General features: G+C 71.6%; 23 protein-coding genes and 1 tRNA gene. 13 read left to right on the top strand and 11 right to left on the bottom strand.

The window, feature by feature from the left end; translation table 11 throughout:
* Positions 1-15: 15 nt before the first annotated feature.
* Together ACWCXX_RS08445 and phoU are read right to left on the bottom strand one after the other, a co-directional pair.
* On the bottom strand, positions 16-165 hold the full coding sequence (locus ACWCXX_RS08445; RefSeq protein WP_199883326.1) for a hypothetical protein: 150 nt from the start codon (positions 163-165) through the stop codon (positions 16-18).
* A 248-nt stretch (positions 166-413) separates the two neighbouring features.
* On the bottom strand, positions 414-1,091 hold the full coding sequence (phoU, locus tag ACWCXX_RS08440) for a phosphate signaling complex protein PhoU (RefSeq protein ID WP_451125551.1): 678 nt from the start codon (positions 1,089-1,091) through the stop codon (positions 414-416).
* Positions 1,092-1,290: 199 nt separating this feature from the next.
* Between phoU and ACWCXX_RS08435 the strand changes: the two genes are divergently transcribed.
* The gene (locus ACWCXX_RS08435) at positions 1,291-2,565 is read left to right on the top strand and encodes a sensor histidine kinase (protein ID WP_451125550.1); all 1,275 of its coding nucleotides are present in this window, start codon (positions 1,291-1,293) and stop codon (positions 2,563-2,565) included.
* Positions 2,562-3,242 carry a response regulator transcription factor gene (locus ACWCXX_RS08430; protein WP_072487966.1) on the top strand — a complete coding sequence of 227 codons (681 nt, stop codon included), beginning with the start codon at positions 2,562-2,564 and terminating at the stop codon, positions 3,240-3,242. The genes ACWCXX_RS08435 and ACWCXX_RS08430 overlap by 4 nt, the downstream gene beginning before the upstream one ends.
* 123 nt (positions 3,243-3,365) lie before the next feature.
* Here ACWCXX_RS08430 and ACWCXX_RS08425 read toward each other — a convergent pair whose 3' ends face one another.
* On the bottom strand, positions 3,366-4,025 hold the full coding sequence (locus ACWCXX_RS08425) for a DUF461 domain-containing protein (RefSeq protein WP_451125549.1): 660 nt from the start codon (positions 4,023-4,025) through the stop codon (positions 3,366-3,368).
* A gap of 828 nt (positions 4,026-4,853) precedes the next feature.
* On the opposite strand from ACWCXX_RS08425, the gene ACWCXX_RS08420 reads away from it, so the two are divergent.
* The 7 genes from ACWCXX_RS08420 (at position 4,854) to ACWCXX_RS08390 (ending at position 11,914) form a co-directional block, all read left to right on the top strand.
* A complete protein-coding gene (locus tag ACWCXX_RS08420; RefSeq protein ID WP_006380568.1) occupies positions 4,854-5,336 on the top strand; it encodes a CarD family transcriptional regulator in 483 nt (160 codons plus the stop codon).
* 364 nt (positions 5,337-5,700) lie between these two features.
* Complete coding sequence (gene ispD / locus ACWCXX_RS08415) at positions 5,701-6,447, top strand: 2-C-methyl-D-erythritol 4-phosphate cytidylyltransferase (RefSeq protein WP_451125548.1); 747 nt, start codon at positions 5,701-5,703, stop codon at positions 6,445-6,447.
* Entirely contained in the window at positions 6,437-6,994 is a 558-nt protein-coding gene (gene ispF, locus ACWCXX_RS08410) for a 2-C-methyl-D-erythritol 2,4-cyclodiphosphate synthase (protein ID WP_451125547.1), read from the top strand. The genes ispD and ispF overlap by 11 nt, the downstream gene beginning before the upstream one ends.
* A gap of 236 nt (positions 6,995-7,230) precedes the next feature.
* A complete protein-coding gene (locus ACWCXX_RS08405) occupies positions 7,231-7,635 on the top strand; it encodes a PPOX class F420-dependent oxidoreductase (protein ID WP_451125546.1) in 405 nt (134 codons plus the stop codon).
* A gap of 80 nt (positions 7,636-7,715) precedes the next feature.
* Complete coding sequence (gene cysS / locus ACWCXX_RS08400; RefSeq protein WP_451125545.1) at positions 7,716-9,119, top strand: cysteine--tRNA ligase; 1,404 nt, start codon at positions 7,716-7,718, stop codon at positions 9,117-9,119.
* Between the two features lie 83 nt (positions 9,120-9,202).
* Positions 9,203-10,159: a 23S rRNA (guanosine(2251)-2'-O)-methyltransferase RlmB gene (gene rlmB / locus ACWCXX_RS08395; protein WP_148837186.1), complete on the top strand. Its 957-nt coding sequence runs from the start codon at positions 9,203-9,205 to the stop codon at positions 10,157-10,159.
* 105 nt (positions 10,160-10,264) lie between these two features.
* Positions 10,265-11,914, top strand: coding sequence for a DoxX family membrane protein (locus tag ACWCXX_RS08390; protein ID WP_451125544.1), 1,650 nt, complete (start codon positions 10,265-10,267; stop codon positions 11,912-11,914).
* A gap of 227 nt (positions 11,915-12,141) precedes the next feature.
* On the opposite strand, the gene ACWCXX_RS08385 is transcribed toward ACWCXX_RS08390, so the two are convergent.
* From ACWCXX_RS08385 to ACWCXX_RS08375, 3 genes are all read right to left on the bottom strand, one after another.
* Complete coding sequence (locus ACWCXX_RS08385) at positions 12,142-12,852, bottom strand: nucleotidyltransferase family protein (protein ID WP_451125543.1); 711 nt, start codon at positions 12,850-12,852, stop codon at positions 12,142-12,144.
* Positions 12,853-12,886: 34 nt separating this feature from the next.
* Entirely contained in the window at positions 12,887-13,300 is a 414-nt protein-coding gene (locus ACWCXX_RS08380; RefSeq protein ID WP_451125542.1) for a hypothetical protein, read from the bottom strand.
* Between the two features lie 224 nt (positions 13,301-13,524).
* Complete coding sequence (locus ACWCXX_RS08375; protein ID WP_451125541.1) at positions 13,525-14,661, bottom strand: ABC transporter ATP-binding protein; 1,137 nt, start codon at positions 14,659-14,661, stop codon at positions 13,525-13,527.
* A 179-nt stretch (positions 14,662-14,840) separates the two neighbouring features.
* Between ACWCXX_RS08375 and ACWCXX_RS08370 the strand changes: the two genes are divergently transcribed.
* A tRNA-Thr gene (locus tag ACWCXX_RS08370) sits at positions 14,841-14,914 on the top strand.
* Between the two features lie 15 nt (positions 14,915-14,929).
* Here ACWCXX_RS08370 and ACWCXX_RS08365 read toward each other — a convergent pair.
* Positions 14,930-15,988 carry a winged helix-turn-helix domain-containing protein gene (locus tag ACWCXX_RS08365; RefSeq protein ID WP_451125540.1) on the bottom strand — a complete coding sequence of 353 codons (1,059 nt, stop codon included), beginning with the start codon at positions 15,986-15,988 and terminating at the stop codon, positions 14,930-14,932.
* 164 nt (positions 15,989-16,152) lie between these two features.
* Between ACWCXX_RS08365 and ACWCXX_RS08360 the strand changes: the two genes are divergently transcribed.
* The gene (locus ACWCXX_RS08360) at positions 16,153-16,533 is read left to right on the top strand and encodes a hypothetical protein (RefSeq protein ID WP_451125539.1); all 381 of its coding nucleotides are present in this window, start codon (positions 16,153-16,155) and stop codon (positions 16,531-16,533) included.
* Between the two features lie 250 nt (positions 16,534-16,783).
* Here the strand turns inward: ACWCXX_RS08360 and ACWCXX_RS08355 are convergent, their stop codons facing one another.
* Positions 16,784-17,974 (bottom strand): Glu/Leu/Phe/Val dehydrogenase dimerization domain-containing protein, encoded by a 1,191-nt coding sequence (locus tag ACWCXX_RS08355; protein ID WP_451125538.1) that lies wholly within the window; start codon positions 17,972-17,974, stop codon positions 16,784-16,786.
* Complete coding sequence (locus ACWCXX_RS08350) at positions 17,971-19,752, bottom strand: thiamine pyrophosphate-dependent enzyme (RefSeq protein WP_451125537.1); 1,782 nt, start codon at positions 19,750-19,752, stop codon at positions 17,971-17,973. Before ACWCXX_RS08350 ends, ACWCXX_RS08355 begins: the two co-directional genes overlap by 4 nt.
* Positions 19,753-20,063: 311 nt before the next feature.
* Between ACWCXX_RS08350 and ACWCXX_RS08345 the strand changes: the two genes are divergently transcribed.
* The gene (locus ACWCXX_RS08345) at positions 20,064-22,694 is read left to right on the top strand and encodes a DUF7507 domain-containing protein (protein WP_451125536.1); all 2,631 of its coding nucleotides are present in this window, start codon (positions 20,064-20,066) and stop codon (positions 22,692-22,694) included.
* A gap of 96 nt (positions 22,695-22,790) precedes the next feature.
* Here ACWCXX_RS08345 and ACWCXX_RS08340 read toward each other — a convergent pair whose 3' ends face one another.
* Together ACWCXX_RS08340 and ACWCXX_RS08335 are read right to left on the bottom strand one after the other, a co-directional pair.
* Positions 22,791-24,191: an NAD(P)/FAD-dependent oxidoreductase gene (locus tag ACWCXX_RS08340; protein WP_451125535.1), complete on the bottom strand. Its 1,401-nt coding sequence runs from the start codon at positions 24,189-24,191 to the stop codon at positions 22,791-22,793.
* A gap of 78 nt (positions 24,192-24,269) precedes the next feature.
* Positions 24,270-24,965, bottom strand: a complete 696-nt coding sequence (locus ACWCXX_RS08335) for a rhomboid-like protein (RefSeq protein ID WP_451125534.1) — start codon at positions 24,963-24,965, stop codon at positions 24,270-24,272.
* 124 nt (positions 24,966-25,089) lie between these two features.
* On the opposite strand from ACWCXX_RS08335, the gene ACWCXX_RS08330 reads away from it, so the two are divergent.
* On the top strand, positions 25,090-25,563 hold the full coding sequence (locus tag ACWCXX_RS08330) for an N-acetyltransferase family protein (RefSeq protein WP_451125533.1): 474 nt from the start codon (positions 25,090-25,092) through the stop codon (positions 25,561-25,563).
* Positions 25,564-25,622 lie beyond the last annotated feature (59 nt).

Genomic DNA, 25,622 nt, shown 5'->3' with positions numbered 1-25,622 from the left:
CTCCGTGGCGGCGGGTCAGCCGCAGCAGCCACCGCACTGGCACGGGGCCCCGGACTGGCAGCCGCAGCCGCAGCCGGAGCCGCAGCCGCAGGCGCCGAGCAGGGGCAGGTGCACCGCGTCGGCGGGCGTCTCCTGCCGGGGGTCGGTCGTGGGGGAATCGGCCATGGTTCCTCCTCAGGACGTACGACAGGGTCGTACGCCTCGACCGAGCGCGTACGACCGGGGCGTACGGACAAGGCGTGCCGCCCCACCCCATTGCATGCCCACCCGGGCGGGCGCATCAACGGCGCACGTGCGCAGAGACACACGTGCGACCGGGATGCGCCCCCACGCGCCCGTGCACGCCTCTCACCGCCGTCTCCTCGGGGACGGCCCCGCGCCTCCACGGCCGGGGGAGCACGGGAGCACCGGGGTCAGGCGCCCTCCACCGGGGCCGGCTGCTGGATCTCGTCGGCGTGCTCGCCCGTCACCAGGTAGACGACGCGCTTGGCGACCGACACCGCGTGGTCGGCGAAGCGCTCGTAGTACCGGCCGAGCAGCGTCACGTCCACGGCCGTCTCGATGCCGTGCTTCCAGCGGTCGTCCATCAGGTGCTGGAACAGCGTGCGGTGCAGCTGGTCCATCTCGTCGTCGTCCTGCTCCAGCTGGAGCGCCAGGTCGACGTCCTTGGTGATGATCACCTCGGCGGCCTTGGCCATCAGGCGCTGCGCCAGCTGTCCCATCTCCAGGATGGTGGCGTGCAGGTCGTTCGGCACCGCCGACTCCGGGAACCGCAGCCGGGCCAGCTTGGCGACGTGCTGGGCGAGGTCGCCCGAACGCTCCAGGTCGGCGCTCATCCGCAGGGAGGTGACCACGATTCGCAGGTCCGTCGCCACGGGCTGCTGGCGTGCGAGCAGGGCGATGGCCCTCGCCTCCAGGTCGTGCTGGAGGTCGTCGACCTTCTGGTCCGCGGCGATCACGCTCTCCGCGAGCTTCAGATCGGCATCGAGCATGGACGTCGTCGCCCGTCCGATCGCCGACCCGACGAGCCGGGCCATCTCGACCAGCCCCTCGCCGATCGAGTCGAGTTCCTCGTGGTACGCGTCACGCATGGAAGTCCCTCTCCAGTCCTCATTCGTAAGGCCGGGGCCAGGTATGAACCCCACGCTGCCACCCTGATCGGCGTACGCGTCGCCTTCCGGCCGCCCAAGTGAACCAACCCTTGCTCCTCGGTGAACTCTGGGCGACGAGTGTTCGGACAGGCACTCGGATGGCTGGGATAGTCCTCCCGGACCTGCATAACCTTGACGTATGGACGTGAACGCGGCAGTCGCCGCAGCTGCGGCGATCGGCGGTGCGTGTACCGGCGTGATCGCCATGCTGGCGTTCCGCTGGAGCGAGCGCGACCAGAAGAAGCCGACGCGCACCTCCATGCGGCCGGACAGCAACGCGCCCCTGCCGCCCGGGGTGGACACGGTCCTCTCCGTGCTCAGCTCCTCGGCGGTCGTGCTCGACGAGAGCGACAGCGTGGTCAAGGCCAGCTCGGCCGCCTACGCGCTGGGTCTGGTACGGGGCGGCCGGCTGGCCGTGGACGCGATGCTCAACATGGCCAGGGACACCCGCCGGGACGGTGAGATACGGCAGGTCGAACTGGACCTCCCCCGGCGCGGCACGGGACGCGGCGAGGCCCTCGCGGTCTCCGCCCGGGTCGCCCCGCTCGGCTCCCGGCTGGTGCTCCTGCTGGTCGAGGACCTCACCGAGGCCCGTCGCATCGAAGCGGTGCGACGGGACTTCGTCGCCAATGTCAGCCATGAGCTCAAGACCCCGGTCGGCGCGCTCTCGCTGCTCTCCGAGGCCGTGCTGGACGCCTCCGACGACCCGGAGGCGGTGGAGCGGTTCGCGGGCCGGATGCAGATAGAGGCGACCCGGCTGACCAACCTCGTACAGGAGATCATCGACCTCTCGCGGGTGCAGAACGACGACCCGCTGGAGGACGCCGAACCGGTCCGGGTGGACGAGCTGGTGGCCGAGGCCATCGACCGCTGCCGCCAGCAGGCCGGCTCGAAACAGATCACCATGGCGGCCGGCGGCACCGCGGAGCTCCGCATCTGGGGCAACCGCGGCCAGCTCGCCGCGGCGCTCGGCAACCTCGTCGAGAACGCCGTCAACTACAGCCCCGCCCGCACCCGAGTGGGCATCGCCGCCCGGCGCGTGTCCGTGCCCGGCGGGGACCAGATCGAGATAGCCGTGACCGACCAGGGCATCGGCATCTCGGAGAAGGACCGCGAGCGGGTCTTCGAACGCTTCTACCGCGTCGACCCGGCCCGCTCACGGGCCACCGGTGGCACCGGCCTCGGCCTCGCCATCGTGAAACACGTGGCCGCCTCGCACGGCGGGGAGGTCACGGTCTGGAGCTCGGAGGGCCAGGGCTCCACCTTCACCCTGCGGCTGCCCGAAGCGGGCCCCGCGCGGGAACGGGACCGCAGCTCGGGCGGACCGCTCGTCGTCGACGGCGACGAGGGTCCCTACGGACCCGCCCACCCCGACACCCTTGAACCATTCCCTGCCCCGGAGGTCCTTCCGTGACCCGAGTGCTCGTCGTCGAGGACGAGGAATCCTTCAGCGACGCCCTGTCCTACATGCTCCGCAAGGAGGGTTTCGAGGTCGCGATCGCGGCCACGGGCCCCGACGGGCTCGACGAGTTCGAGCGCAACGGCGCCGACCTCGTGCTGCTCGACCTGATGCTGCCGGGCCTGCCCGGCACGGAGGTCTGCCGTCAGCTGCGCAGCAGGTCCAACGTCCCGGTGATCATGGTCACGGCGAAGGACAGCGAGATCGACAAGGTCGTCGGCCTGGAAATAGGAGCCGACGACTACGTCACCAAGCCGTTCTCCTCCCGGGAGCTGGTCGCCCGCATCCGTGCGGTGCTGCGCCGTCGCGGGGAGCCGGAGGAGGTCACCCCGGCCGCCCTGGAGGCGGGCCCGGTGCGGATGGACGTGGACCGCCACGTCGTCACCGTGGCCGGTGGCAAGGTCGATCTGCCGCTCAAGGAGTTCGACCTGCTGGAGATGCTGCTGCGCAACGCGGGCCGGGTCCTGACCCGCATGCAGCTCATCGACCGGGTCTGGGGCGCGGACTACGTGGGCGACACCAAGACCCTCGACGTCCACGTCAAGCGGCTGCGCGCCAAGATCGAGCCCGACCCGGGCGCGCCGCGCTTCCTGGTGACGGTGCGGGGCCTGGGGTACAAGTTCGAGCCGTAGGCCGGCCGGTACGCGAACGGCGGAGGGCGCCCCCGAGTCGGGGGCGCCCTCCGCCGTTCGCACCTCCGGGCCGCCCCGTCGCCGCCCGCGCGGTGGGCGGGACGGCGTCGGTGGCCCGGTGCGTCAGTGACCCTCGGCCGAGGCGGACGCGGCGTCGGTCGGGGTGGTCTCGTCGTTCTCCGAACCGGCGGGGCCGCCGGTGGGCTTCCCGGTCGGGCTGGAGGTGCCGGTCGGCTGCGTCTCGGGCGACTTCACCGGCGGGGTCGGCAGCGAGCTCGGGCCGTAGCCCTCGAAGAAGCTCTTCGCCGGGACCACGAACGCGCCGAGCGGGACCTCACCGGTCGTGCTGAACTTGAAGACGACGCGCTGCACGTCACCGGCCTTGGCGGCCTCCAGGCCGCTCTCGATCACGGCGGAGGCGTTGCCCGCGCCGCCCAGGACCACCTTGTCGCCGGCCTGGACCACGATCGGTCCGGCGCCCTTGGCGGGCTGCAGCTTCACCGGGGTGCTCGAACCCGGCAGGGTGACGGCCTCCAGGGTCTGCGGCTTCGTGCCGTTGTTGAACACCGTCGCGGTGACGACGGCCGGGCCCTCGGCGGTGGGCTCGGGCTGGGTGACGACGCTCACGTTCTGGACGCTGATGTCGCCGATGGTGGTGGCGGCATTGTCCGGCTTGATCTGCAGCGTCGCTGCGTCGTTGCCCGCGCCGCACGCGGCGAGCGAGGCGATCGAGAACGCGATGGCTGTGGCGGCGAGGGCGCCGTGTCGAAGGCTGCGGCTCACGGCGGCGGCAACTCCTTGAACGGTTCGGACTGCGGACGGGGGAGGCGACGTAAAGTCGCCCTAAGGGTGTGTCAGCGGCCTTAGGCTACCGAGCCGCCCCCGCCGCCCCACACCCGACCCGCCCCTAGGGGCTGTCTTCGAAGCGCCGTGCGCCGCGCGACGCCCGGCCCGTGCGGCCCGCGGCCGGTACGCCCTCCCGGCCCGTGCGAGCCGGCACGGGCCCGTGCCCCGAGGGCGCCCCGTCCGGCCCGGCCCGAATCCAGGTCCGAATCCGGGTCCGTCCGCCCCCGACCGGACGAGATCCGGCGAGATCGGGAACAGCGGTTCCCGGACTTCCGGACTTACCGGTAACTTCCGCGACCGCGCCCCCTTCGCGACCCGTGTCCGGCAAAGGTTTGCAGGTCCGCGCGGTCCGAAACGGGTCGACACATGCCGTTCACATATTGCCGGTGATCAATTCATGGAGCATGGCGCATTCCATGCGCATAAGTGCTCGCATCGGGTTGTCGATCAATTCCATTGATCGACGCCACTTACATCCGTACGAGTGATCGATCTCCGAACGGAGTAGGGAAACTTCGGCGTCAGGAATCCGACAAAACGGGACGTTAGACCCCTCTCGGAGTCGCTTCCAGCGTGCGTGACGTGCGTGTTTCACCTCGCCCGCACAACCGCTCCGACCTGCGAATACCGCCTTCCGGAAGCCTTCCGCAGCACGTGCGCGTTGCTGTTGTCAAGCCCTGAGATATGCCCTGACCTGCGAAAACGCCATTCAGGAGAAGCAGTTCTCGTGTTACTCTTGATAGCCACGGAAGGGGTACCTGTCACATGACGTTCAAGGTTGGCGACACCGTGGTCTATCCCCATCACGGGGCCGCGCTGATCGAGGCTATCGAAACTCGCCAGATCAAAGGCGTGGACAAGACCTACTTGGTGCTCAAGGTCGCCCAGGGCGACTTGACGGTTCGTGTGCCGGCGGACAATGCGGAGTTCGTGGGCGTGCGCGACGTGGTCGGCCAGGAAGGGCTGGACCGGGTCTTCGAGGTGCTTCGCGCACCGTATGCCGAGGAGCCGACGAACTGGTCCCGGCGCTACAAGGCAAATCTCGAGAAGCTCGCCTCCGGCGATGTCATCAAGGTCGCCGAAGTGGTGCGCGACCTCTGGCGCCGTGAGCGTGAGCGCGGACTGTCCGCGGGTGAGAAGCGCATGCTCGCCAAGGCTCGCCAGATCCTGGTGAGCGAGCTCGCTCTCGCGGAGAACACCAACGAGGACAAGGCCGAGGCTCTGCTCGACGAGGTTCTCGCGTCCTGATCCGGTTCGCACCGGTTGCAATAAATGTGCCGCGGTGCCCGCTGACGACCGAATTCACGGTATGTCGTCGGGCACTGCGGCATGTCCGGACCCGGTGCGGCATGTCCGGATTCGGAACGCCGCCCGTCCGGATTGCGTTTCGATTCACCGATGCGTTGGCTTCATCGGCGATGCCCCCGATACGTTGCTCGTGATCTTGTGCGGCCGATTGCAGCCGATCCCGAGTGACCGGTGCGGTTCGTCCGATTTCGACTGGGTGTCACGGAAAGGGCCCGGTCGAATCGGGACGTGGCGCCCGGCTCGCTTGTGGCCATACCCACGTCGGCCGTGGAAACAAACATGCCGAAGCTCCGGAGTGCAACCGATGTCTGATCAATCGCGTCCGTACCGCACCGCCGCGGTGATTCCCGCGGCCGGTCGCGGCGTGCGGCTCGGCCCTGGGGCCCCCAAGGCGCTCCGTGTGCTGGGCGGGACGCCCATGCTCATCCACGCGGTACGGGCCATGGCGGCCTCCCGGGCCGTCTCCCTGGTGGTCGTCGTCGCACCGCCGGACGGCGCCCCCGAGGTCAAGAACCTGCTCGACGAGCACGCCCTGCCCGAGCGCACCGACTACCTCGTGGTGCCCGGCGGGGAGACCAGGCAGGAGTCCGTGCGGCTCGGCGTCGAGGTCCTGCCCGAGGACGTGTCCGTCGTCCTCGTCCACGACGCGGCGCGCCCGCTGGTGCCCGTCGACACGGTGGACGCGGTGATCGAGGCGGTGCGCGACGGGGCGCCCGCCGTCGTCCCCGCGCTGCCGCTCGCCGACACCGTCAAGGAGGTCGAGCCCGGGGCGCAGGGGGAGCCGGAGCCGGTGCTCGGGACGCCCGTGCGGGCCAGGCTGCGCGCGGTGCAGACCCCGCAGGGCTTCGACCGGGAGACGCTGGTGCGCGCGCACGCCGCCGTCGCGGTGGACGGCGAGGGCGCCACGGACGACGCGGGCATGGTGGAGCAGCTCGGGGCGCCCGTCGTGGTGGTCCCCGGGCACGAGGAGGCGTTCAAGGTGACCCGGCCGCTGGACCTGGTGCTGGCCGAGGCGGTACTCGCGCGCAGGAGGGCGAACGATGGCTTCTGAGGAAACGACCGCTTCCGCGGGAACAGCGGCTTCCGAAGGAACGACGGCTTCTGCGGGACGGGCCGCTCCGGTGATCCCGCAGGTCGGGATCGGCACCGACATCCACGCCTTCGAGGAGGGCCGCGAGCTGTGGTGCGCGGGGCTGCTCTGGGAGGGCGAGGGGCCGGGCCTCGCCGGGCACTCCGACGCCGACGTCGTCGCCCACGCCGCGTGCAACGCGCTGTTCTCGGCCGCCGGGCTCGGTGACCTCGGGCAGCACTTCGGCACCGGGCGCCCCGAGTGGTCCGGCGCCGCCGGAGTGACCCTGCTGACCGAGGCGGCACGGATCGTGCGGGCCGAGGGCTTCGAGATCGGCAACGTCGCCGTCCAGGTCGTCGGCGTACGGCCGAAGATCGGCAAGCGGCGCGAGGAGGCGCAGAAGGTGCTGTCGGACGCCGTGGGAGCGCCCGTCTCGCTCTCCGCGGCCACGTCCGACGGGCTCGGCTTCCCCGGGCGGGGCGAGGGCCTCGCCGGGATCGCGACCGCGCTGGTGTACCGCACGGGCTGACCGCCGTACGGCCCCGACCCGCGCGGACCCCGGCGGGGCGCGGGTTGCGACGTCCGGCACCGGGAGGCCGCTCCGGGCTCCCGGCCCGGTCCGGTGGGCCGCGGTCGACACCGTTCCGTCGGCGGGCGCCGTGCAGGCGTTGACCCTTCCGGTGGGCAGGGCCGGGAAGCGGAGGAGCCGGGCCGGGGTTGGGGTACGGGTAGAAGCACCATCGATCTTCCGGGAGGACGTACCCCATGACCGCCGCACTCTCCGACGACCTCAAGACGCTTCTCGACAGCCCGGTCTTCGTCACCGTCGCCACCATCCAGCCCGACGGCAGCCCCCAGGTCTCCCCGGTCTGGGTCAAGCGCGACGGCGACGACGTGCTCGTCTCGACGACGATCGGCCGCCGCAAGGAGAAGAACCTGCGCCGCGACCCGCGGGTCTCCGTCGTCGTGCAGCCCTTCGACGCCCCGTACACGTACGCGGAGATCCGCGGCACCGCCGAGCTGACCACCGAGGGCGGCCAGGAACTCATCGACGAACTGTCCCGGAAGTACACCGGCAAGGACTACGCGGACTTCAACGCCGCGGCCGCCGAGGACGCCCCGCGGGTGGTCGTCCGGATCACCCCGCGGAAGGTCGTCGGACACCTCTGAGGGCGCCCGCCGCGCGAAACTTTTCCCCGCGATCCCCAAGGGGTCGCGGGGCACTGGTGCGCGCCCACTACCCTTGAGGCGTGACTATTCGCCTGTACGACACCAGCGCCCGGCAGATCCGTGATTTCGTCCCGCTCACGGCGGGCTGTGTCTCGATCTACCTCTGTGGTGCGACCGTCCAGGCCGCCCCGCACATCGGGCACATCCGGTCCGGGCTGAACTTCGACATCATGCGCCGCTGGTTCGAATACCGCGGCTACGACGTCACGTTCATCAGGAACGTCACCGACATCGACGACAAGATCATCGCGAAGTCGGCCGAGCAGGGCCGCCCGTGGTGGGGGATCGGGTACGAGAACGAGCGGGCGTTCAACGCCGGGTACGACGTGCTCGGCTGCCTCCCGCCCACCTACGAACCCCGGGCGACCGGCCACGTCCCCGAGATGATCGAGATGATGCGGGGCCTGATCGAGCGCGGTCACGCCTACGAGGCCGACGGCAACGTCTACTTCGACGTGCGCTCCTTCCCCGGCTACCTGGAGCTGTCCAACCAGGACCTGGACGATCTGCGCCAGCCGTCCGGCGAGGGCGAGACCGGCAAGCGCGACCAGCGCGACTTCGCCATGTGGAAGGCGGCCAAGCCGGGCGAGCCCAGCTGGGAGACCCCGTGGGGCCGCGGCCGCCCCGGCTGGCACTTGGAGTGCTCCGCCATGGCGCACAAGTACCTCGGCAGCGCCTTCGACATCCACGGCGGCGGCATCGACCTGATCTTCCCGCACCACGAGAACGAGATCGCCCAGGCCAAGGCGTACGGCGACGAGTTCGCGAAGTACTGGGTGCACAACGGCTGGGTCACCATGTCCGGCGAGAAGATGTCGAAGTCGCTGGGCAACTCCGTGCTGGTCAGCGAGATGGTCAAGGTGTGGCGCCCTATCGTGCTGCGCTACTACCTCGGCACCCCGTACTACCGGTCGATGATCGAGTACAGCGAGGAGGCCCTGCGCGAGGCCGAGTCCGCGTTCGCGCGGATCGAGGGCTTCGTGCAGCGCGTCAACGAGAAGGCGGGCGAGACGGTCGAGCCCGCCGCCGAGGTGCCGCCGGCCTTCGCCGAGGCGATGGACGACGACCTGGGCGTCCCGCAGGCGCTCGCGATCGTCCACACCACGGTCCGCCAGGGCAACTCCGCACTGGCCGCCGACGACAAGGAGGCGGCCGTCGCCCGGCTCGCGGAGGTCCGCGCGATGCTCGGCATCCTCGGCCTCGACCCGCTCGACGAGCACTGGGCGGGCGAGAGCGACCGCGGCGACGACCTGCACGGGGTCGTCGACACGCTCGTACGCCTCGTCCTGGACCAGCGCGAGGCCGCCCGTGCCCGCAAGGACTGGCCCGCCGCCGACGCCATCCGCGACCAGCTGGGCCAGTCCGGACTCGTCATCGAGGACAGCCCGGCCGGACCGCGGTGGACACTCGGCCCGCGCCAGTAGCCGCCCCCGTGTGCCGCCCGGCGTTCCGGGCGGCACACTTCACTTACGCACGCATGTCTGAGAAGCAACGAAACAGGTAGGTCATGGCCGGGAACAGCCAGCGCAGGAACCGCCGGACGTCCAACAAGAAGGGCGCGCAGGTCGGCAGCGGTGGGCAGCGACGCCGTGGCCTGGAGGGCAAGGGCCCGACGCCGCCCGCCTCCGCCCGCAAGGGACACAAGAAGAACCGCATCGCCAACGCCCAGGCCAAGCAGGCCGCGGCCCGCCGCCCCGCCCCGCGCCGCGGCGGCGTCAAGGGCACCTCCGAGATGGTCGTCGGCCGCAACCCGGTCTACGAGGCCCTGCGCGACGGCGTCCCGGCGACGACCCTGTACGTCCAGCAGTACATCGACAACGACGAGCGGGTCCGCGAGGCGCTCCAGCTCGCCGGCGCGCGCGGCAACGTCAACCTGATGGAGGCCCCGCGCCCCGAGCTGGACCGGATGACGAACGGCCTGAACCACCAGGGCCTCGTCCTCCAGGTCCCGCCGTACGAGTACGCGCACCCGGAGGACCTCACCGCCGCCGCGTACGACAACGGCGAGGACCCCCTCATCGTCGCCCTCGACGGGGTCACCGACCCGCGCAACCTGGGTGCGATCGTCCGCTCCGTCTCCGCCTTCGGCGGCCACGGCGTGGTCGTGCCCGAGCGGCGCGCGGCCGGGATGACGGCGGGCGCCTGGAAGTCCTCGGCGGGCACGGCGGCGCGCACGCCGGTCTCCCGGGTGACGAACCTGACCCGAGCCCTGGAGGGCTACCAGAAGGCCGGTCTCACGGTCGTCGGCCTCGCCGCCGACGGCGAGCACACCGTCGAGGACCTGGAGGAGCTCGCCGGGCCCGTCGTCATCGTCATCGGCAGCGAGGGCAAGGGCCTCGGCCGTCTGGTCGGCGAGACCTGCGACTACCGGGTCCGCATCTCGATGCCGGGCGGCGCGGAGTCGCTGAACGCCGGTGTGGCGGCCGGGATCGTCCTGTACGAGGTCGCGCGCCGCCGGGCCTGAACGACACCCGACCGGGGGGCGGCCGTCCGGGGCGCCCCCCGTTGACGGGCCTCGGACAGATCGGGCCCGTCAAGGCAGTGTCCTAACCACACATCACTCGGTTAGATGAGTGTGGACACCAGAACGCCTCGGTTCGACGAACTACCCGCCCTGAGCATGACCAAGGTGGACTGCGATCCTGCGCAGGTCATCGTCAACCACGCCAGCTTCCGGGTGCAGCTCGCCCCCGGCCAGCGCGCACGGCTGCGCGGTCTGGCGCCCGCCGGCGTGCCCAGGATCCCAGCCATGAGCGGCGGCGCGGGAACGGCGCGCGGTCGGCGCGCGCCCGTCGTGTGGAGCGGCAGGTCCGCCCCCGGCGACCCCGGCGCCACCGGGCTCCTCCAGGCCGTACGCAATTCCACCGCGGGCCGTCCGGGAGCCGGGTACGACTCCTACGCCCCCTACGCGGCCCCGGAGTTCGACGGCGGGCAGGGCAGCGGCGGCATCGACTGCCTGGAGGAGACCCAGCCCAACCCCGTCATCACCGCGCCCCAGCAGCCGGGCCCCTACGGCAACGGCCCGCTGCTGCCGCCCATGCGCCAGGCGGTCGGCGCCTACGACTCCGTCGACAGCCCCCCGTACGGCACGCGGGCGTACGCCGCGGACGGCTTCGACGAGGACGGCCTCGACGAGGACGGTTACGAGGAGGCGGAGGACCGGAGCGGGCGCCACGGCGACTCCGTCCGGCACGCCTACTACCCGGGCCGCCGGATGAACCTCGGCGTCGTGCTGTTGCCGCTCCGGGTCTTCCTGGGCTTCATCTCCATCTACGCCGGCATGGGCAAGCTGTGCGACCCCGTCTTCTTCGACGGCGGCGAGCGCGGCTCCATGGTCAAGTGGCTGAACTCGCTGCACCCCTGGGCGCTGGCCGAGCCGCTGCGCGACTTCGCGCTCTCCCACCCCGTCGGTGCCGGACTGACCGTCGCCTTCCTCCAGGTCGTCGTCGGCGTGCTCACCGTCCTCGGCCTCTGGCAGCGGGTCTCCGCCACGGTCGGCGCGCTCCTGTCCGCCGCCCTGCTGGTCACCGTCAGCTGGCGCAACGTCGCCGTCTACGACGCGCCGGACATCATCTACCTCGCCGCCTGGAGCCCGCTGATCATCGCGGGCGCGCCGGTCTACTCGCTCGACGGACGGCTCGCGGGCGAGGCGTGGCGCAGGCTCGGCCCGCGCTCGGCGATCTGGGACCTGCGCCGCCGGGTGCTGCGCCGGGGTGCCGTCGTCGCCTCCCTCGTCGTCGGTCTCACCCTGCTGGTGGGTTCCCTGCTCGGTGGCGCGGTGCGTTCCTCCGTGGTCGTCACGGTGCCCGGTCCGAACGGCGAGCCCACCAACCGGCTGCCCGGCTCCCCGCTCCCCGAGGAGTCCCGCAGCGGCCGGGCCACGCACTCGCCCGCCGGCGACCGGCCCACCCCGTCCCGCAGCATCGCCCCCACCACCCCCACCGCGGGGGCGTCCACGCCCGCCGCGGACACCGTCCGAGAGTCGTCCGGGCAGACGGCCGGGGCGGGGCAGCCCAGCCAGACGCAGGGTACGAGCCAGCAGGCGCCGCCGCAGACGACGCCGCAGCAGCCCCCGTCCAGCAGCAGCTCGGGCCCGACGTCCTCCGGCCCCACGGGCACGGGCGGCGGTTCCTCCGGCGGCGGTTCGGACGACGGCGACTCCACCGGAGGTTCCTCCTCCGGCGGCGGACAGAACCCCATCGGCGGCCTGCTCGGCTGAGCCGTGGACGGGCGGGGTCGTGGGCACCGGGCGAGGAGCCCACGCCCACGGCCCACGGCCCTCGTGCCGGCTCGTCACGAAGGGGCGGTCACCGGTTGGTTCCGGTGACCGCCCCTTCGCGTGGTCGCGGCAGCCGCCCGGCCACCGCTCCGTACCGCGTGCTCATTGCGGTTGCCTGTCGCACGTTCTCACCGCGTGCTCTTACTGTGCGTTCCTGCTGCGCGTTCTTACTGTGCGCCGAGTTCCTTGGCCGCCTCGGTCAGGTCCTTCGCCGTGTCGATGGCCCGCCAGTACGCCCCGTGCGGCAGCGGGTACCCGGCGAGCCTGCGCTCACGGGCCAGTCTGGGGAACGTCGTCCGCTCGTGGTCGCCCCGGTCCGGCAGCAGCTTCGTGAAGGCCGGGGAGAAGACGTACACACCGGCGTTGATCAGGTACGGCGAGGGTGGCGACTCGATGAAGTCGGTGATGTGCCCGAAGGCGTCCGTCTCCACGGCACCCCAGGGGATGCGGGGGCGGGCCAGGGCCAGGGTGGCGGTCGCATCGCGTTCGGCGTGGAACGCGGCCATCTCGCGCAGGGAGAAGCGCGTCCAGATGTCGCCGTTGGTGGCGTACCAGGGCTGCTCGGGGTCGGGCAGTCGGGCGGCGGCGTACTTCAGCCCACCGCCGCGGCCCAGCGGCTCGGACTCCACGACGGTCGTCACGCGCAGCGGCAGCACCGCCGCGGCCAGCCACTCCTGCAGCACCTCGGCCAGATGACCGCACGACACCACGGCGTCGGTCACGCCTTCGGCGGCCAGCCAGGAAAGCTGATGGCCGATGATCGGAGTCCCGGTGCCCGGGATCTCGACCATCGGCTTGGGGCGGTCGTCGGTGTACGGGCGCAGCCGCGACCCCTGGCCACCTGCCAGGACCACGGCCTGCGTCGGATACGTATGCATGCCAGGCACGATAGGCGGTGCCCGGAACGTCCGGTCAGCTGAACTGTGCGACCCCCGAGGCGAACGAGGTGTCGCAGACGGGGCGGGAGAACCGGTGGGCCCGTGTGGGGCCGTACTTGTCGACCGCGGCGCGGCCCAGGGCCTTCGCGATCGACATGCAGTGCCGGGCGAGCGAGGGGCGGCCCTCGACGGAGCGCTGGAGGTCCGTCAGCGCGACGCCCGGGTCCTTCTCCTGGAGCTCCACGAGCAGCCGGTCGCGCAGGACGTCCTGCGGGGTGCGCGCCTCGGCGCGCTTCGAGATGTCGTGAGCCGACGCGGTCAGGACCTGCGGCTCGGAGCTGTTCGCCGCCCACGGCACGCTGGTGACGGCGAGGGTCCCGGAGAGGACCATCACGACGGGCAGGACGAAGGCGAGGGATCGGCCGATGCGGCGCGCAGTCTGGGTCACGCAGCGAGCGTAGCGGGCGGTAATGATATGGCGACATTTCGTCACCCCTGAGGGGGAAGGTTCGAGAGTGCTTTTCGAATCCCGTGTTGACGTACGGCGTCGAAATGCCCGGTGTGCCGGGGAATCCGGGGTGGCGCGTCCCAAACCCGAATCCGCCCCGCGGCGCGCGAACGGCCCCGCACTCCACCGGGAGTGCGGGGCCGTGGTGCGCTGCTGCGGGGGCGTCAGTCGGTGAGGCGGGCGCCCGTCGAGGTGGAGAAGACGTGCAGCTCGTCCGGGCGCGGCACGACGTGGAGCTTGGTGCCCTTCTCCGGGACGGCGCGGCCGCCGACGCGGACGACCAGGTCCTTGTCCTCGCCGCCGACCCGCGCGGAGCCGTAGACGAAGCCGTCGGCGCCGAGCTCCTCGACCACGTTGACCGAGACGGCCAGGCCGGCCGGGGCGTCGGAGCTGTCCTTGGAGAGGGCCTTCGCGGCGGCGCCGCCGTGCTCGACGATGTCGAAGTGCTCGGGGCGGATGCCCACCGTGACGGTCGTGTCGCCCTTGTCCGCGGCGGCGGAGAGCGCCTCGCGGGAGACCGGGACGACGCTGTTGCCGAACTTCACGCCGCCGTCGGTGATCGGGACCTCGACCAGGTTCATGGCCGGGGAGCCGATGAAGCCGGCCACGAAGAGGTTCGCCGGCTTGTCGTACATGTTGCGCGGCGAGTCGACCTGCTGGAGCAGCCCGTCCTTGAGGACCGCGACCCGGTCGCCCATGGTGAGGGCCTCGACCTGGTCGTGGGTGACGTACACGGTCGTGATGCCCAGGCGGCGCTGGAGCGAGGCGATCTGCGTACGGGTGGAGACGCGGAGCTTGGCGTCGAGGTTCGACAGCGGCTCGTCCATGAGGAAGACCTGCGGCTCGCGCACGATGGCGCGGCCCATCGCCACACGCTGACGCTGGCCACCGGAGAGCGCCTTCGGCTTGCGGTCCAGGTACTGGGTGAGGTCCAGCATCTTGGCGGCCTCTTCGACCTTCGCCCGGATCTCGGTCTTGTTGACCCCGGCGATCTTGAGCGCGAAGCCCATGTTGTCCGCGACGGTCATGTGCGGGTACAGCGCGTAGTTCTGGAACACCATGGCGATGTCCCGGTCCTTCGGCGGCAGGTGCGTGACGTCGCGGTCACCGATGCGGATCGCGCCGCCGTTGACGTCCTCGAGACCCGCGAGCATGCGCAGGGAGGTCGACTTGCCGCAGCCGGAAGGGCCGACGAGGACGAGGAACTCGCCGTCCGCGATGTCGATCTCCAGCTGGTCCACGGCCGGCTTCGTGGAGCCGGGGTAGATGCGGGACGCCTTGTCGAACGTGACACTGGCCATGCTGAATCTTCTCCTTCACCGGCAGGAACGTGCCGGACGATCCGAGTAAGGGAGTGGTCTGGTCCACTTGAGCGAACCTTCCGCGACGCTACCTGGCCATTTCGAATCTGTCAGTAGTTCGAAGTAGGCGAAATTTCGGGTCCTTCCGGGGCGAGGTGTTGGTTACACTGCTCCGGCACGCCTCCTTAGCTCAGCTGGCCAGAGCAACGCACTTGTAATGCGTAGGTCGTCGGTTCGAATCCGACAGGGGGCTCCGTGGAGACCCAGGTCAGATGCCCTCTGGCCTGGGTCTTTTTCGTTCCGTGGCCGAACGCGCGGATGGTGTGCGGTGGGGGTGGTTCCCGTCGGGGGCCGGACGCGTGCTGCGGGGGCGGGCCAGGGCGCGGCCGAGGGGGGTCAGGGCGTGCAGGACCATGCAGCCCCTCCGGGTGCTGCTGACGAGTCCAGCCCGGCGCAGGACCGAGGCGTGTTTGCTCGCGGTGCCGATGGACACGCCGGTGCGGAGGGCCAGTTCGCCGGTCGAGCAGGGCGGGGTCAGTGCCTGGAGGACCAGGGCGCGGGTCCGGCCCAGGAGGTCGGTCAGGCCGTCGGGTTCCGCGGTCGGCAGGGGGTGGCCGGTGACGGGGTGGACCAGTACGGGGGGAAGGTCCGGGTCGAGGAGCGTCACCGGGGATTTCGTGCAGAAGAACGAGGGAATCAGTGTGATGCCCCGGCCGCGCAGGTGCAGGTCGCGGTCGCGCGGGTAGTCGGCGACCAGGGTCGGGGACGTCCAGCGGATCGACGGCGGCAGGGTGCGCAGGAGTTGTTCGACGCCGCCTTCCAGGAAGTCCCGGCTGCGCTGTGCGCGTTCGAGGTGGAACGTCTCGCGGATCAGCGGGAGTTGGGGCGCGAGCAGTTCGCGGTGGTACGTGGTGAGGGCGTCCTGGAGTTCCTGCCGGGCGTGGCGGTCGCCGTCGGCGAGCCGGCGGGCCCACGGGGGCGGGGTGCGTCGTCCGAAGTGCGTGGCGAGTTCGTCGCGGAGGCGGGCGGCCGGGGTGGCGCGGATGAGGTCGAGCGAGGCTTCGAAACCGTCCGCGCCCGACGGGGTGAGGAAATCGGGGAAGCTCCCCCGGCGCGGGACGAGGGTGGTCACGTACCGGACGAGAGGTCTGAGATCCCGTTCGGCGAATCGGTTCCGGACGTGGCGCAGCCATGGTTCGTACTCCGACGGCGGTCGCGGCGACTGGAGGATGCGGAGGCTGTTCACCAATTCCCACATGTCGTCCGGGCGGGTGGCCACCGTGGTTCGCGCCAGGTCGTCCGCCGTGAAGTGGATGCGCAGTTTCATCGACCCCCCGATTGGTGATCCGAACCGTTTTCCCTGTGGTGCAAACTGTTCGCCCCCCGGCGATCTGCACTTCCATTATGTGAGGGAGCTCATGAATGAGCGGTCAACACAGGGGAATCGCGGTCCTTAATGGGGACCGCGGTATTGACAAGGGGGAATCGCATATGCGCAAGGTCCGGAACGCGATCACCAGGACCGTCGCGTCCGCCGCCGTGCTCGCCGTCGGTTCGGTGCTGACGCTCGGCGGGGGCGCCGCCGCGGCGGGGGCGGCGGCCACGATCCGCGGCTGCCCGTCCGGGGCGGTCTGTCTCTACCCGAACGGCAGCTGGGCCAACGACAAGCCCACCTACATCTTCTACTCCTACGGCGTCCACAAGATCTACAACCAGTACGGCACCAAGCGGATCTACAACCACCAGACCGGTGGTGCCACCGCCCGCAACTGCTACGACGCGGCCGGCAAGAACTGCGGCGGCCACCAGAAGGCCAACACGTACGCCGACTACGACTACACCCCGTACAACTCCATCCGCCTCGTCAAGTGAGGAGTGCGCGGACCGTCAGCCCTCGGGTCGGGGAACTTCGAAATCCCCGGCGTCTCTGGCCGTGAGGTCTCTGAGGTTCCTGGAGATGTCCGGGATTCCTGGGGGGAGAGAGATCCTTCGGTTCTGGTTCGGTTTCGGTGAATTCGAAACGGGGCTTGCGGGGAATCGAAAGTCGATTCCCCGCAAGCCTTTTCGTATTTCCGGTTCCGGATTGCAGGAACGCGGCGGGGACGGGAATGGGCCGGGGCGGTCAGCGGTATGAACCGAAGCGTTCCGTGACGACCGGTATCCGGTCGGCGGCCAGGGCGTGCGCGGCGGCCCGGGGGGTGCGGTTCTCGGCCTCGGCACGGGCCAGCACCAGGTCGACCAGGGTACGCATCGACCGGCGGACGTGGGCGAACGCCTCCTCGGCGTCGGCACCTATGTCCCCGAAGAGCGTCCACCACCACCAGGCGTTGGTGCCGGAGTTGACGACGACGTCCGGCAGGACGGTGACGCCGCGGGCGGCGAGCAGCGCCTCCGCTTTTGGGAGCACCGGCATGTTGGCGGCCTCGACGATCCAACGGGCGGTGATGTCGGCCTGGTTGGTGGTGTCGATGGCGTACGAGACGGCGGCCGGTACCAGCACCTCGGCCCCGGTCGTCAGCCAGGCGTCGGCCGGCAGTTCGCGGTCCTCGGCGCGCAGTGCCGTACGGTCCACCGTGCCGTGACCGTCGCGGGCGGCGAGCAGCGCCTCGACGTCCAGCCCTGCGGGGTTGGCGACGGTGCCCTTGACGTCGGCGACGGCGACGACGCGCAGCCCGGCCCGGTCCAGGAAGCGGGCGGTGGCACCGCCCATGGTGCCGAAGCCCTGCACCGCGACGCGGGTGCCCCGGTGGGCGACGCCGGCCCGGTCCAGCGCGGTGAGCACCGATTCGGCGACGCCGCAGCCGCCCACCAGTTCGTCCAGGCCGATGCCGTCCACATCGATCGCGAAGGCGTCGGCGAGGCGCCGCCGGGCGGCCTTCTCGTCGTCGAGGAGCGGGTACACGGCCTGGACGGAGGAGACCAGGCCCGCCTCGGCGGCGGCCCGGTCGACCAGGTCCTGGGTGAGTCCGAGGTCCTCGCCGGTGGTCCAGAAGTGCTCGACGTAGGGACGCACCGCGCGCAGGTAGCGGACGAGGACGCCGTAGGCGGCGGGGTCGCGCGGGTCGCAGTCGATGCCGCCCTTGGCACCGCCCAGCGGGATGTAGCGGTTTCGCGGGTCGTAGTGCAGCACCTCCTTCATCGTCATGCCCCGGGCCAGGCCCGTGACCTCCTCCAGCGTGCAGCCGGCGCGCATCCGCAGGCCGCCGCTGGAGACGCCGCGCACCAGCCGGTCGACGACCAGGTGCCCCTGGTGGCCGGTCTCCTGGTCGGTCCAGGTGAGGGAGATCAGTGGGGCGGTGGGGGACGTGGTCATCGCGGGAGCTCCTGGGGGACGGTGATGAGGGTGGGGCCCGGGGTGCACAGGGCCCGGCGCAGGGCCCCGGCGAGCGCCTCGGGGGAGTCGGCACGTACGCCGTGACCGCCGTAGGCGCGGGCCAGGCCGGGCAGGTCGACGGGTGGCAGGTCGACCGCGGTGGGGCGGTCGCCGCGGGAGGCCATCTCGTCGCGGATCTCGCCGTAGCCGCCGTTGTCGAAGACCACGACGGGCAGGGGGAGCTCCAGTTGCACGGCGGTGGCCAGCTCCTGCACGGAGAACTGGAGGCCCCCGTCGCCGCTCAGTGCGACGACCGGCCGGGCGGGGTCCGCGGCCTTGGCGCCGATGGCGGCGGGCAGTGCGTAGCCGAGCGTGCCGAAGCCCGTCGGGTGCAGGTAGCGGCCCTCCGGGGTGATCGGCAGGTGCGGGATCGCGCCGTAGTAGCAGCACTGGGCGCTGTCGGAGGTGAGCACCGTGTTCGCGGGGAGCACCGAGCCGATCGCCGCCAGGTACGGCAGCAGGTGCGCGTCCCGGCTCCGGGACTCGGCGTTCCGCTCGTCCCGCAGCGCGGCGACGGCCCGGTGCACCGCAAAGTGCGTCCGGTCGGCTCCGGGGCGCGCGCCATGGGTTCCGGGGTGCGCCCCGTCGGGCCCGGGGCGCGTGCCGTCGGTTTCGTGGTGCGCGCCGTGGGCTCCGGGGGGCGGCCCGCCGTGGGCTTTGTGGTGCGTGCCGTCGACCCCGGGGAGGGCGGCGAGGAGTGAGCGCAGGGTGGGGCGGGCGTCGCCGACCAGGGGGATGTCGGCGGGCGGCCCCGCGTACATCTGCGCCGGGTCGATGTCGGCCCGGACGAGGGTGCCGCCGAGCGCGGGCAGGGGCTCCCACAGGTCGGACTCGGCGAGTTCGGTGCCGACGGCGAGCACCACGTCGCGCTCCGCCAGCCAGCGCCGGACGGCCCGGCTGTGCAGGGAGACGCCGAGCGACAGCGGATGGGTCTCCGCGACGATCCCCTTGCCGTTGGCCGAGGTCGCCACGGGGGCGCCCAGCTCCTCGGCCAGTCGCAGACATTCGGCGGCGGCTCCGCGAGCCCCGCCGCCGAGCACGATCCCGGGCCGGGCGGCCGAGCGCAGCGCCCCGGCCGCCGCCGCGAGCGCGGCCGGGGCCGCCGTTGCGGGGGAGAGCGGCGGGGCGGTCCGTACCGGCCCGGCCGGTTCCACGGCGGTGATCAGGTCCAGCGGTATCTCGATGTGCACGGGCCGGGGGCGCCGCGTGCGGAAGAGGGTGAAGGCGCGGGCGACCGCCACACCGATCTCCTCGACCGAGGAGACGCGGTGGCTGACGGCCGCGACGCCCCGCAGTGCCTCGGTCTGGCTGCGCGTCTCGTGCAGCAGCCCGGTCGATTGCCGGGGGTGGCGCAGCGGCATGCCGGGCGAGACGACGAGCAGCGGGACGCTGTCGGAGTACGCCTGGCCGACGGCGGCCGCGATGTTCAGCAGGGCCGGGCCGGTGGTGGTGATCGCCACGCCGGGCCGGCCGCAGACCCGGGCGTAGGCGTCGGCGGCGTAGCCCGCCCCCTGTTCGTGGCGGGGGTTGAGGTGGTCGATGCCGTGGGCGGCCAGGTGCCGGTAGATCTCCAGGTTGTGGGTGCCGGGGATGCCGAACGCCCGGGTCACGCCGTGCGCGGCGAGCGCCCGCACCAGGGCTTCCCCACCGGTGAGGTCGTCTCGCGGGGGCCGGGCACGGGTGGTAACGGGCGGCTCCGGTGGGGTTTCTCCAGGCACTGCGCAGACTCCTTACTGAATGAACAGTCAGTATTCGGAGTGCGGATCGCCCCTGTCAATGCGTGCGGATACTGAATGCTTGTTCAGCTGTTGGGGTGGGGTCGCGTCGTCGGTCCGGTCGGGACGGCCTTCGGAAGGTACGTGAACACCGGGTCGCCGTGCGTGAGCACCGGATCGCGGAGCCGGGCGGTCCGTTCGGACGACCCGGTGCCGTCGGCCGTCATTCGGATGCGTACGCCGGAAGGAGGGAGGGCGGCGATCGCGGTGCGTGTCACGTCCGGTCGCCGGGCGGAATCCCTACGTTGCCCGGCATGAGGCTGAGACATTTCGGTGCTCCGACCAGGAGTCGGGGACAGGGGCGGGGACAGGTCCGCGGACAGGGTCGTGGACGGAGCCGGCTGGGGCGGTTGGCCGCGGGCGGGCTGGGGGTGCTGGGGCTGGTGGCCGCCGGTCTGGGGCTGCCGGGCCAGATGGCCGCCGCGCAGCCCGTGGGCGCACCGCTGGTGGACGAGACGTTCACCGGGGCCGAGGCGAACGCGGGGTTCCAGGCGTTCGGACCCGCCTGCCTGACCGGCGCGCCCGAGGCCCCGGTGCAGGGCCCCGGCACCCACCCGCTCACCGGCTGCCCGGCCGGTGCCACCGGGCCCGTACCGCCGAACGGCGCCGCACCCCACGGCTACCTCCGGCTGACCGACGCGTCCAACGACCAGTCCGCCGCGGTGCTCTACAACCACGCCCTCCCGGCGAACCAGGGACTGGTCACGACCTTCGACCAGTGGCAGTACGGCGGGACGACCAACCCGCCGGCCGACGGCATCTCCTTCTTCCTCATCGACGGCGCCGCATCGCTGACCTCGCCCGGGGCCTTCGGCGGCAGCCTGGGCTACGCGCAGAAGCTTCCGGACGACGACCCGAACCAGCCCTTCCTGCCGGGCGTCAACCACGGCTACGTGGGCGTCGGCCTGGACGTCCTCGGGAACTACTTCGGCGACTGGGAGCACCGCGGCAACGGCTGCGCCACCCGCTCCCCGGCCGGTACGTCCTTCCGGATCCCGGCGCCCGGCGCGAACATGGTGACGCTGCGCGGGCCGGGCAACGGCACCGAGGGCTACTGTTTCCTCGACGCGACGACCAGCAACTTCTCGACGACCGGGCCCTGGCCCTCCACGCTTCCGGGGCAGTTGCAGGGGCCGACCACCTCGATTCCGGCGGACGCCACGCCGCAGGAGGCCGAAGCGCTGCTGGAGCCCTCGCGCCGCACGGTGACCGTGGAGATCTCCCCGGCGCCGAACCCGGTGATCACGGTCTCGATCGACTTCCACGACGGCAATGGCACCCAGCAGGTGCTGTCCACCCCGGCGCCCCAACCGGTGCCCTCCACCTACAAGTTCGGCTTCGCCGCGTCGACCGGACTGTTCACCGACGTCCACCTCATCCGCAACCTCACCGTCCACCCGGCCGCCGAGCTGCCCCGGCTCAACCTGGTCAAGCAGGTCTCCCAGAACCCGCCGCTGCCGACCCCGGTGACGCCGGGCAGCAAGGTGCCCTACGAGTACGTGGTGACCAACAGCGGCAACGTCCCGCTGACGAACGTGACCGTGACCGACGACCGGGTCACCGGCATCATCTGTCCGAAGACCACCCTCGCCGTGGGCGAGACGATGACCTGCACCGGCAGTTACACCGTGACGCAGGCGGACGCCGCGGCCGGTTCGGTCACCAACACCGCCACCGCGCACGGGCGTTCCAACGGCACGCAGATCGACTCACCGCCCGACGACGTCACCCTGGAGGTCCAGTCCGGGCCCGGGGTCCGGCTGGAGAAGTCGGTCGACGACAGCCGCGTGTACGAGGTCGGCGACGAGGTGACGTACACCTACACCGTCACCAATCTCGGCCCCCAGGCGCTGACGGGGCTCTCGGTCACCGACAACCGGGTGACGACGGGCGTGAACTGCAACGCGACCACCCTCGCCCCGGCCGGACAGCCCGGCTCCAGCACCACCTGCACCGGCAGGTACACGATCACGGCCGCCGACGCCGAACGGGGGTCGGTCACCAACGTCGCCACCGCGCACGGTCACTCCGGGGGCGAGTCGGTGGAGTCGGAGCCCGACGAGGCGAACGTACTGGTCGCCTCCCAACTGGGGCTGCGGCTGGAGAAGTCGGCCGACGACACCCGCGTGTACCGGCCCGGTGACGTGGTGACGTACACCTACGCCGTCACCAACACCGGCAACGCGACGCTGACCGGCGTCGGGGTCACCGACGACCTCGTGCCGAACGTGGTCTGCGAGCAGACGACGCTGGCCCCGGGGGCCTCCACCACCTGCACCGGCAGGTACACCGTCACCGAGGCGGACGCCGCGCGGGGATCGGTCGTCAACGTGGCCGCCGCGCACGGGCGGTCCGGTTCCACCCGGGTGGAGTCGGAGCCCGACGACGTCACCCTGCGGGCCGGGACCGAGGCGGGGCTGCAGCTGACGAAGAAGGTGGACGACTCGCGCCGGTACCGCGTCGGCGACGAGGTGACGTACACCTACACCGTCACCAACACCGGTTCCCAGCCGCTGACGGGGGTCTCGATCACCGACGACCGGGTGACGGGTGTGACCTGCGAGGCGACCACGCTCGCCCCGGCCGGGCAGCCCGGCTCCAGCACCACCTGCACCGGCACCTACCGGGTCACGGCCGCCGACGCCAAGCGCGGCGAGGTGATCAACCGCGCGGTGGCCACGGCGGAGAACGGGACCGTCCGGTCGAACCAGGACCAGGCCCGCATCACCGTCGAGAAGAAGCCGTGCAGCGGCAAGCACTGCAAGCCGAACCCCAAGCCCAAGCCGTGCCCCGACAAGCCCGGTAAGCACGACAAGCACTGCAAGCCGAAGCCCAAGCCGAAGCCCAAGCCGTGTCACGGCAAGGACTTCTGTCGCTCGGAGTGACACGACCCCTGCCCCACTGAGCGAGTACGGCTCCGACCGAACGAACCGCGGGCCCCGCCACCACCCGGTGGCGGGGCCCGCGGTTCGTCGTTCCGGTCAGTGCCGCCCGGCCAGCCGGTCGGCGATCTTCGCGATGGGGTCCGTGCCGGCCCGCGACGAGGTGAGTTCGCGGCGGTCGGCGGCGCGGTAGGCGGCGTACATGCCGTGGACGCCGATCCAGCGGAAGGGCTCCGGCTCCCAGCGGCGGACCTTGTGGCCGACCCAGGGCAGTTCGGTCAGTTCGGTGGGGCCGCTCTGGCCGGAGTCCTGCTGGATCAGGTCGCGCAGGGTGCGGGCGGCGAGGTTGGTGGTGGCGACGCCGGAGCCGACGTACCCGCCCGCCCAGCCGAGGCCGGTGGAGCGGTCGAGGGTGACGGTGGCGCACCAGTCGCGGGGCACGCCGAGCACGCCCGACCAGGCGTGGTCGATGCGGGCGCCCGCGGTGGTGGGGAAGAACCGGACGAGGATCTCGCGGAGGGCCTCGATGGTGGCGGGCTGTGTGCGGCCGTCGTTGTCCGTGCCGGAGCCGTAGCGGTACGGGACGCCGCGGCCGCCGAGCGCGATGCGGTCGTCCGCGGTGCGCTGGGCGTACATGTAGGCGTGCGCCATGTCGCCGAGGGTCTCGCGGCCGTCCCAGCCGATGGTGTCCCAGACGGACCGGGGGAGCGGCTCGGTCACGATCATCGAGGAGTTCATGGGGAGCCAGGTGCGCCGCTGGCCCTTGAGGTTCGCGGTGAAGCCCTCGGTGCAGCGCAGGACGTACGGGGCGCGGACGGTGCCGTACGGGGTGTGCGCGTGCTTGGGCCTGATCTCGGTGACGGGCGTCGACTCGTGGATGGTGACGCCGAGCGCCTCGACGGTGGCGGCGAGGCCCTTGACGAGCTTGACCGGGTGCAGCCGGGCGCCGTGCGGGGTCCAGGTGGAGCCGACGGCTCCGGTGACGTTGACGCGCTCGCAGGTCTCGCGGGCGCCGCGCAGGACGCGGTCCGTCTCGCCGAAGGCGATCTCCACGGAGTGGAAGTCCTTGAGCCTGGCCAACTGGGCAGGTGTGTAGGCGACTTCGAGGACACCACCCTGGTGGATGTCGGCGTCGATGTCCTCCTCGGCGGCCACCCGGACGACTTCGTCGACGGTCTCGTTCATCGCCTGCTGGAGGCGGACGGCGGCCTCGTGGCCGTGGAGCTTCGCGTAGCGGTCGCGGCCCGCGATGCCGTTGTAGAGCCAGCCGCCGTTGCGTCCGGAGGCGCCGTAGCCGCAGAACTTGGCTTCGAGGACGGTGATGTTGAGGAAGGGGACGGCCTTCTTGAGGTAGTAGGCGGTCCACAGCCCGGTGTATCCGCCGCCCACGATGCAGACGTCGGCGGTGGTGTCGCCGGGCAGGGGCTCCCGGGCGGGGGGAGTGCCCCGGTCCGCGTACCAGAACGATATGCCGCCGTTGACGGTGCTGCCGGTGCTCATGTTGCCCCTGGTTTGTCCGGTGTGACGCCGTCCGGTGTGACGCCGTGGCGTGAAGGGTGTTTCTCTCCGGGCGGGACGTTACTGCGCCGCGGGGGTTTTCGTCCCGGTCCGGTCCGGGACCAGTGGACGGCAGGCGAGACCGACGAGCACGGCGGTGAAGTGGCCGAGGTCGGTGAAGGTGCGGCCGGTGGCGAGGGGGATGCCGTAGAAGACGAGGACGGCGAAGAGGTACACGCGGCGCCAGGTCGGCGGAACGAGGTACGTGACGACGCCGACGACGCCCGCGAGCGCGTAGCTGACCCCGACGTCGAGGGTGCCCGCGGCGGACTGCGGTACGTGCCCGTGCCGGATCGCCCAGGCCAGGACGCCTTCGCTGACGAGGGTGGCGAGGACGTGGGCCAGGACGACGACGGCGAGCCAGCGCGGGGTGCCGAGCCGGCGTTCGGCGGGGGCGTGGAAGACGGTGTACAGGGCGGCGTAGGGGAGCCAGCGCCCGCCGTCGATCCAGAAGGCGCTGGTGATCAGGACGCGCACGGGGTCCTGGGAGAGCCCGTGGAGGTTGGTCGAGCGCTCGCGCAGGAAGTCCTCCTCGAAGTCCGGTGACATCCGGTGGACGATGACGGTGGTGACGAAGAGCGCGGTCAGCCAGAGGTGGGTGCCGGGCGCGCTGCGGACCCACGAGACGATGCCGCGGAGCCACGATCCGAGGGTGCGGAGCCATGAACCGGCGGCGGTGCGGCGCCGGGTGGGCGGGGCGGGGCTGCGCGGAGTCATGACCGATTGACGCACGGGCCCGTGATCGTCGGTGGGACCGACATTCCGGCCGGGCCGATCGCCACCCGGTCCGGCCCGTGGGACGGGGCGGACCGGAACGGACCTCCCCGTTTACGCTGCCCCCATGATTCGCACCGCTGTCCCCGCCGATGTCCCCGTCATCCACGCCATGATCCGTGAGCTGGCCGATTACGAGAAGGCCCTGCACGAGGTGAAGGCCACCGAGGAGCAGCTGCACGAGGCGCTGTTCGGCGAGCGGCCCGCCGCGTACGCGCACATCGCCGAGGCCGGCGACGGCGAGGCGGTCGGCTTCGCGCTGTGGTTCCTGAACTTCTCCACCTGGCGCGGGGTGCACGGCATCTACCTGGAGGACCTGTACGTACGCCCGGAGCGGCGCGGCGGCGGGCACGGGAAGGCGCTGCTGACGGAGCTGGCCCGGATCTGCGTGGACCGCGGCTACCAGCGTCTGGAGTGGTCGGTCCTGGACTGGAACGCCCCGTCCATCGCGTTCTACGAGTCGCTGGGCGCACGGCCGCAGGACGAGTGGACGGTGTACCGGCTGACGGACGGGGCGCTGGCCGAACTCGGCGGGCGGTAGATCCCGGAAGGCCGAGGGCTGAAGGCGGGAGTGCACAGGGCCGTCGGCCGGCGGTTTCC

Source organism: Streptomyces sp. NPDC001732, from assembly GCF_053596315.1.
This window is presented reverse-complemented; position numbering and strand designations above follow the sequence as displayed.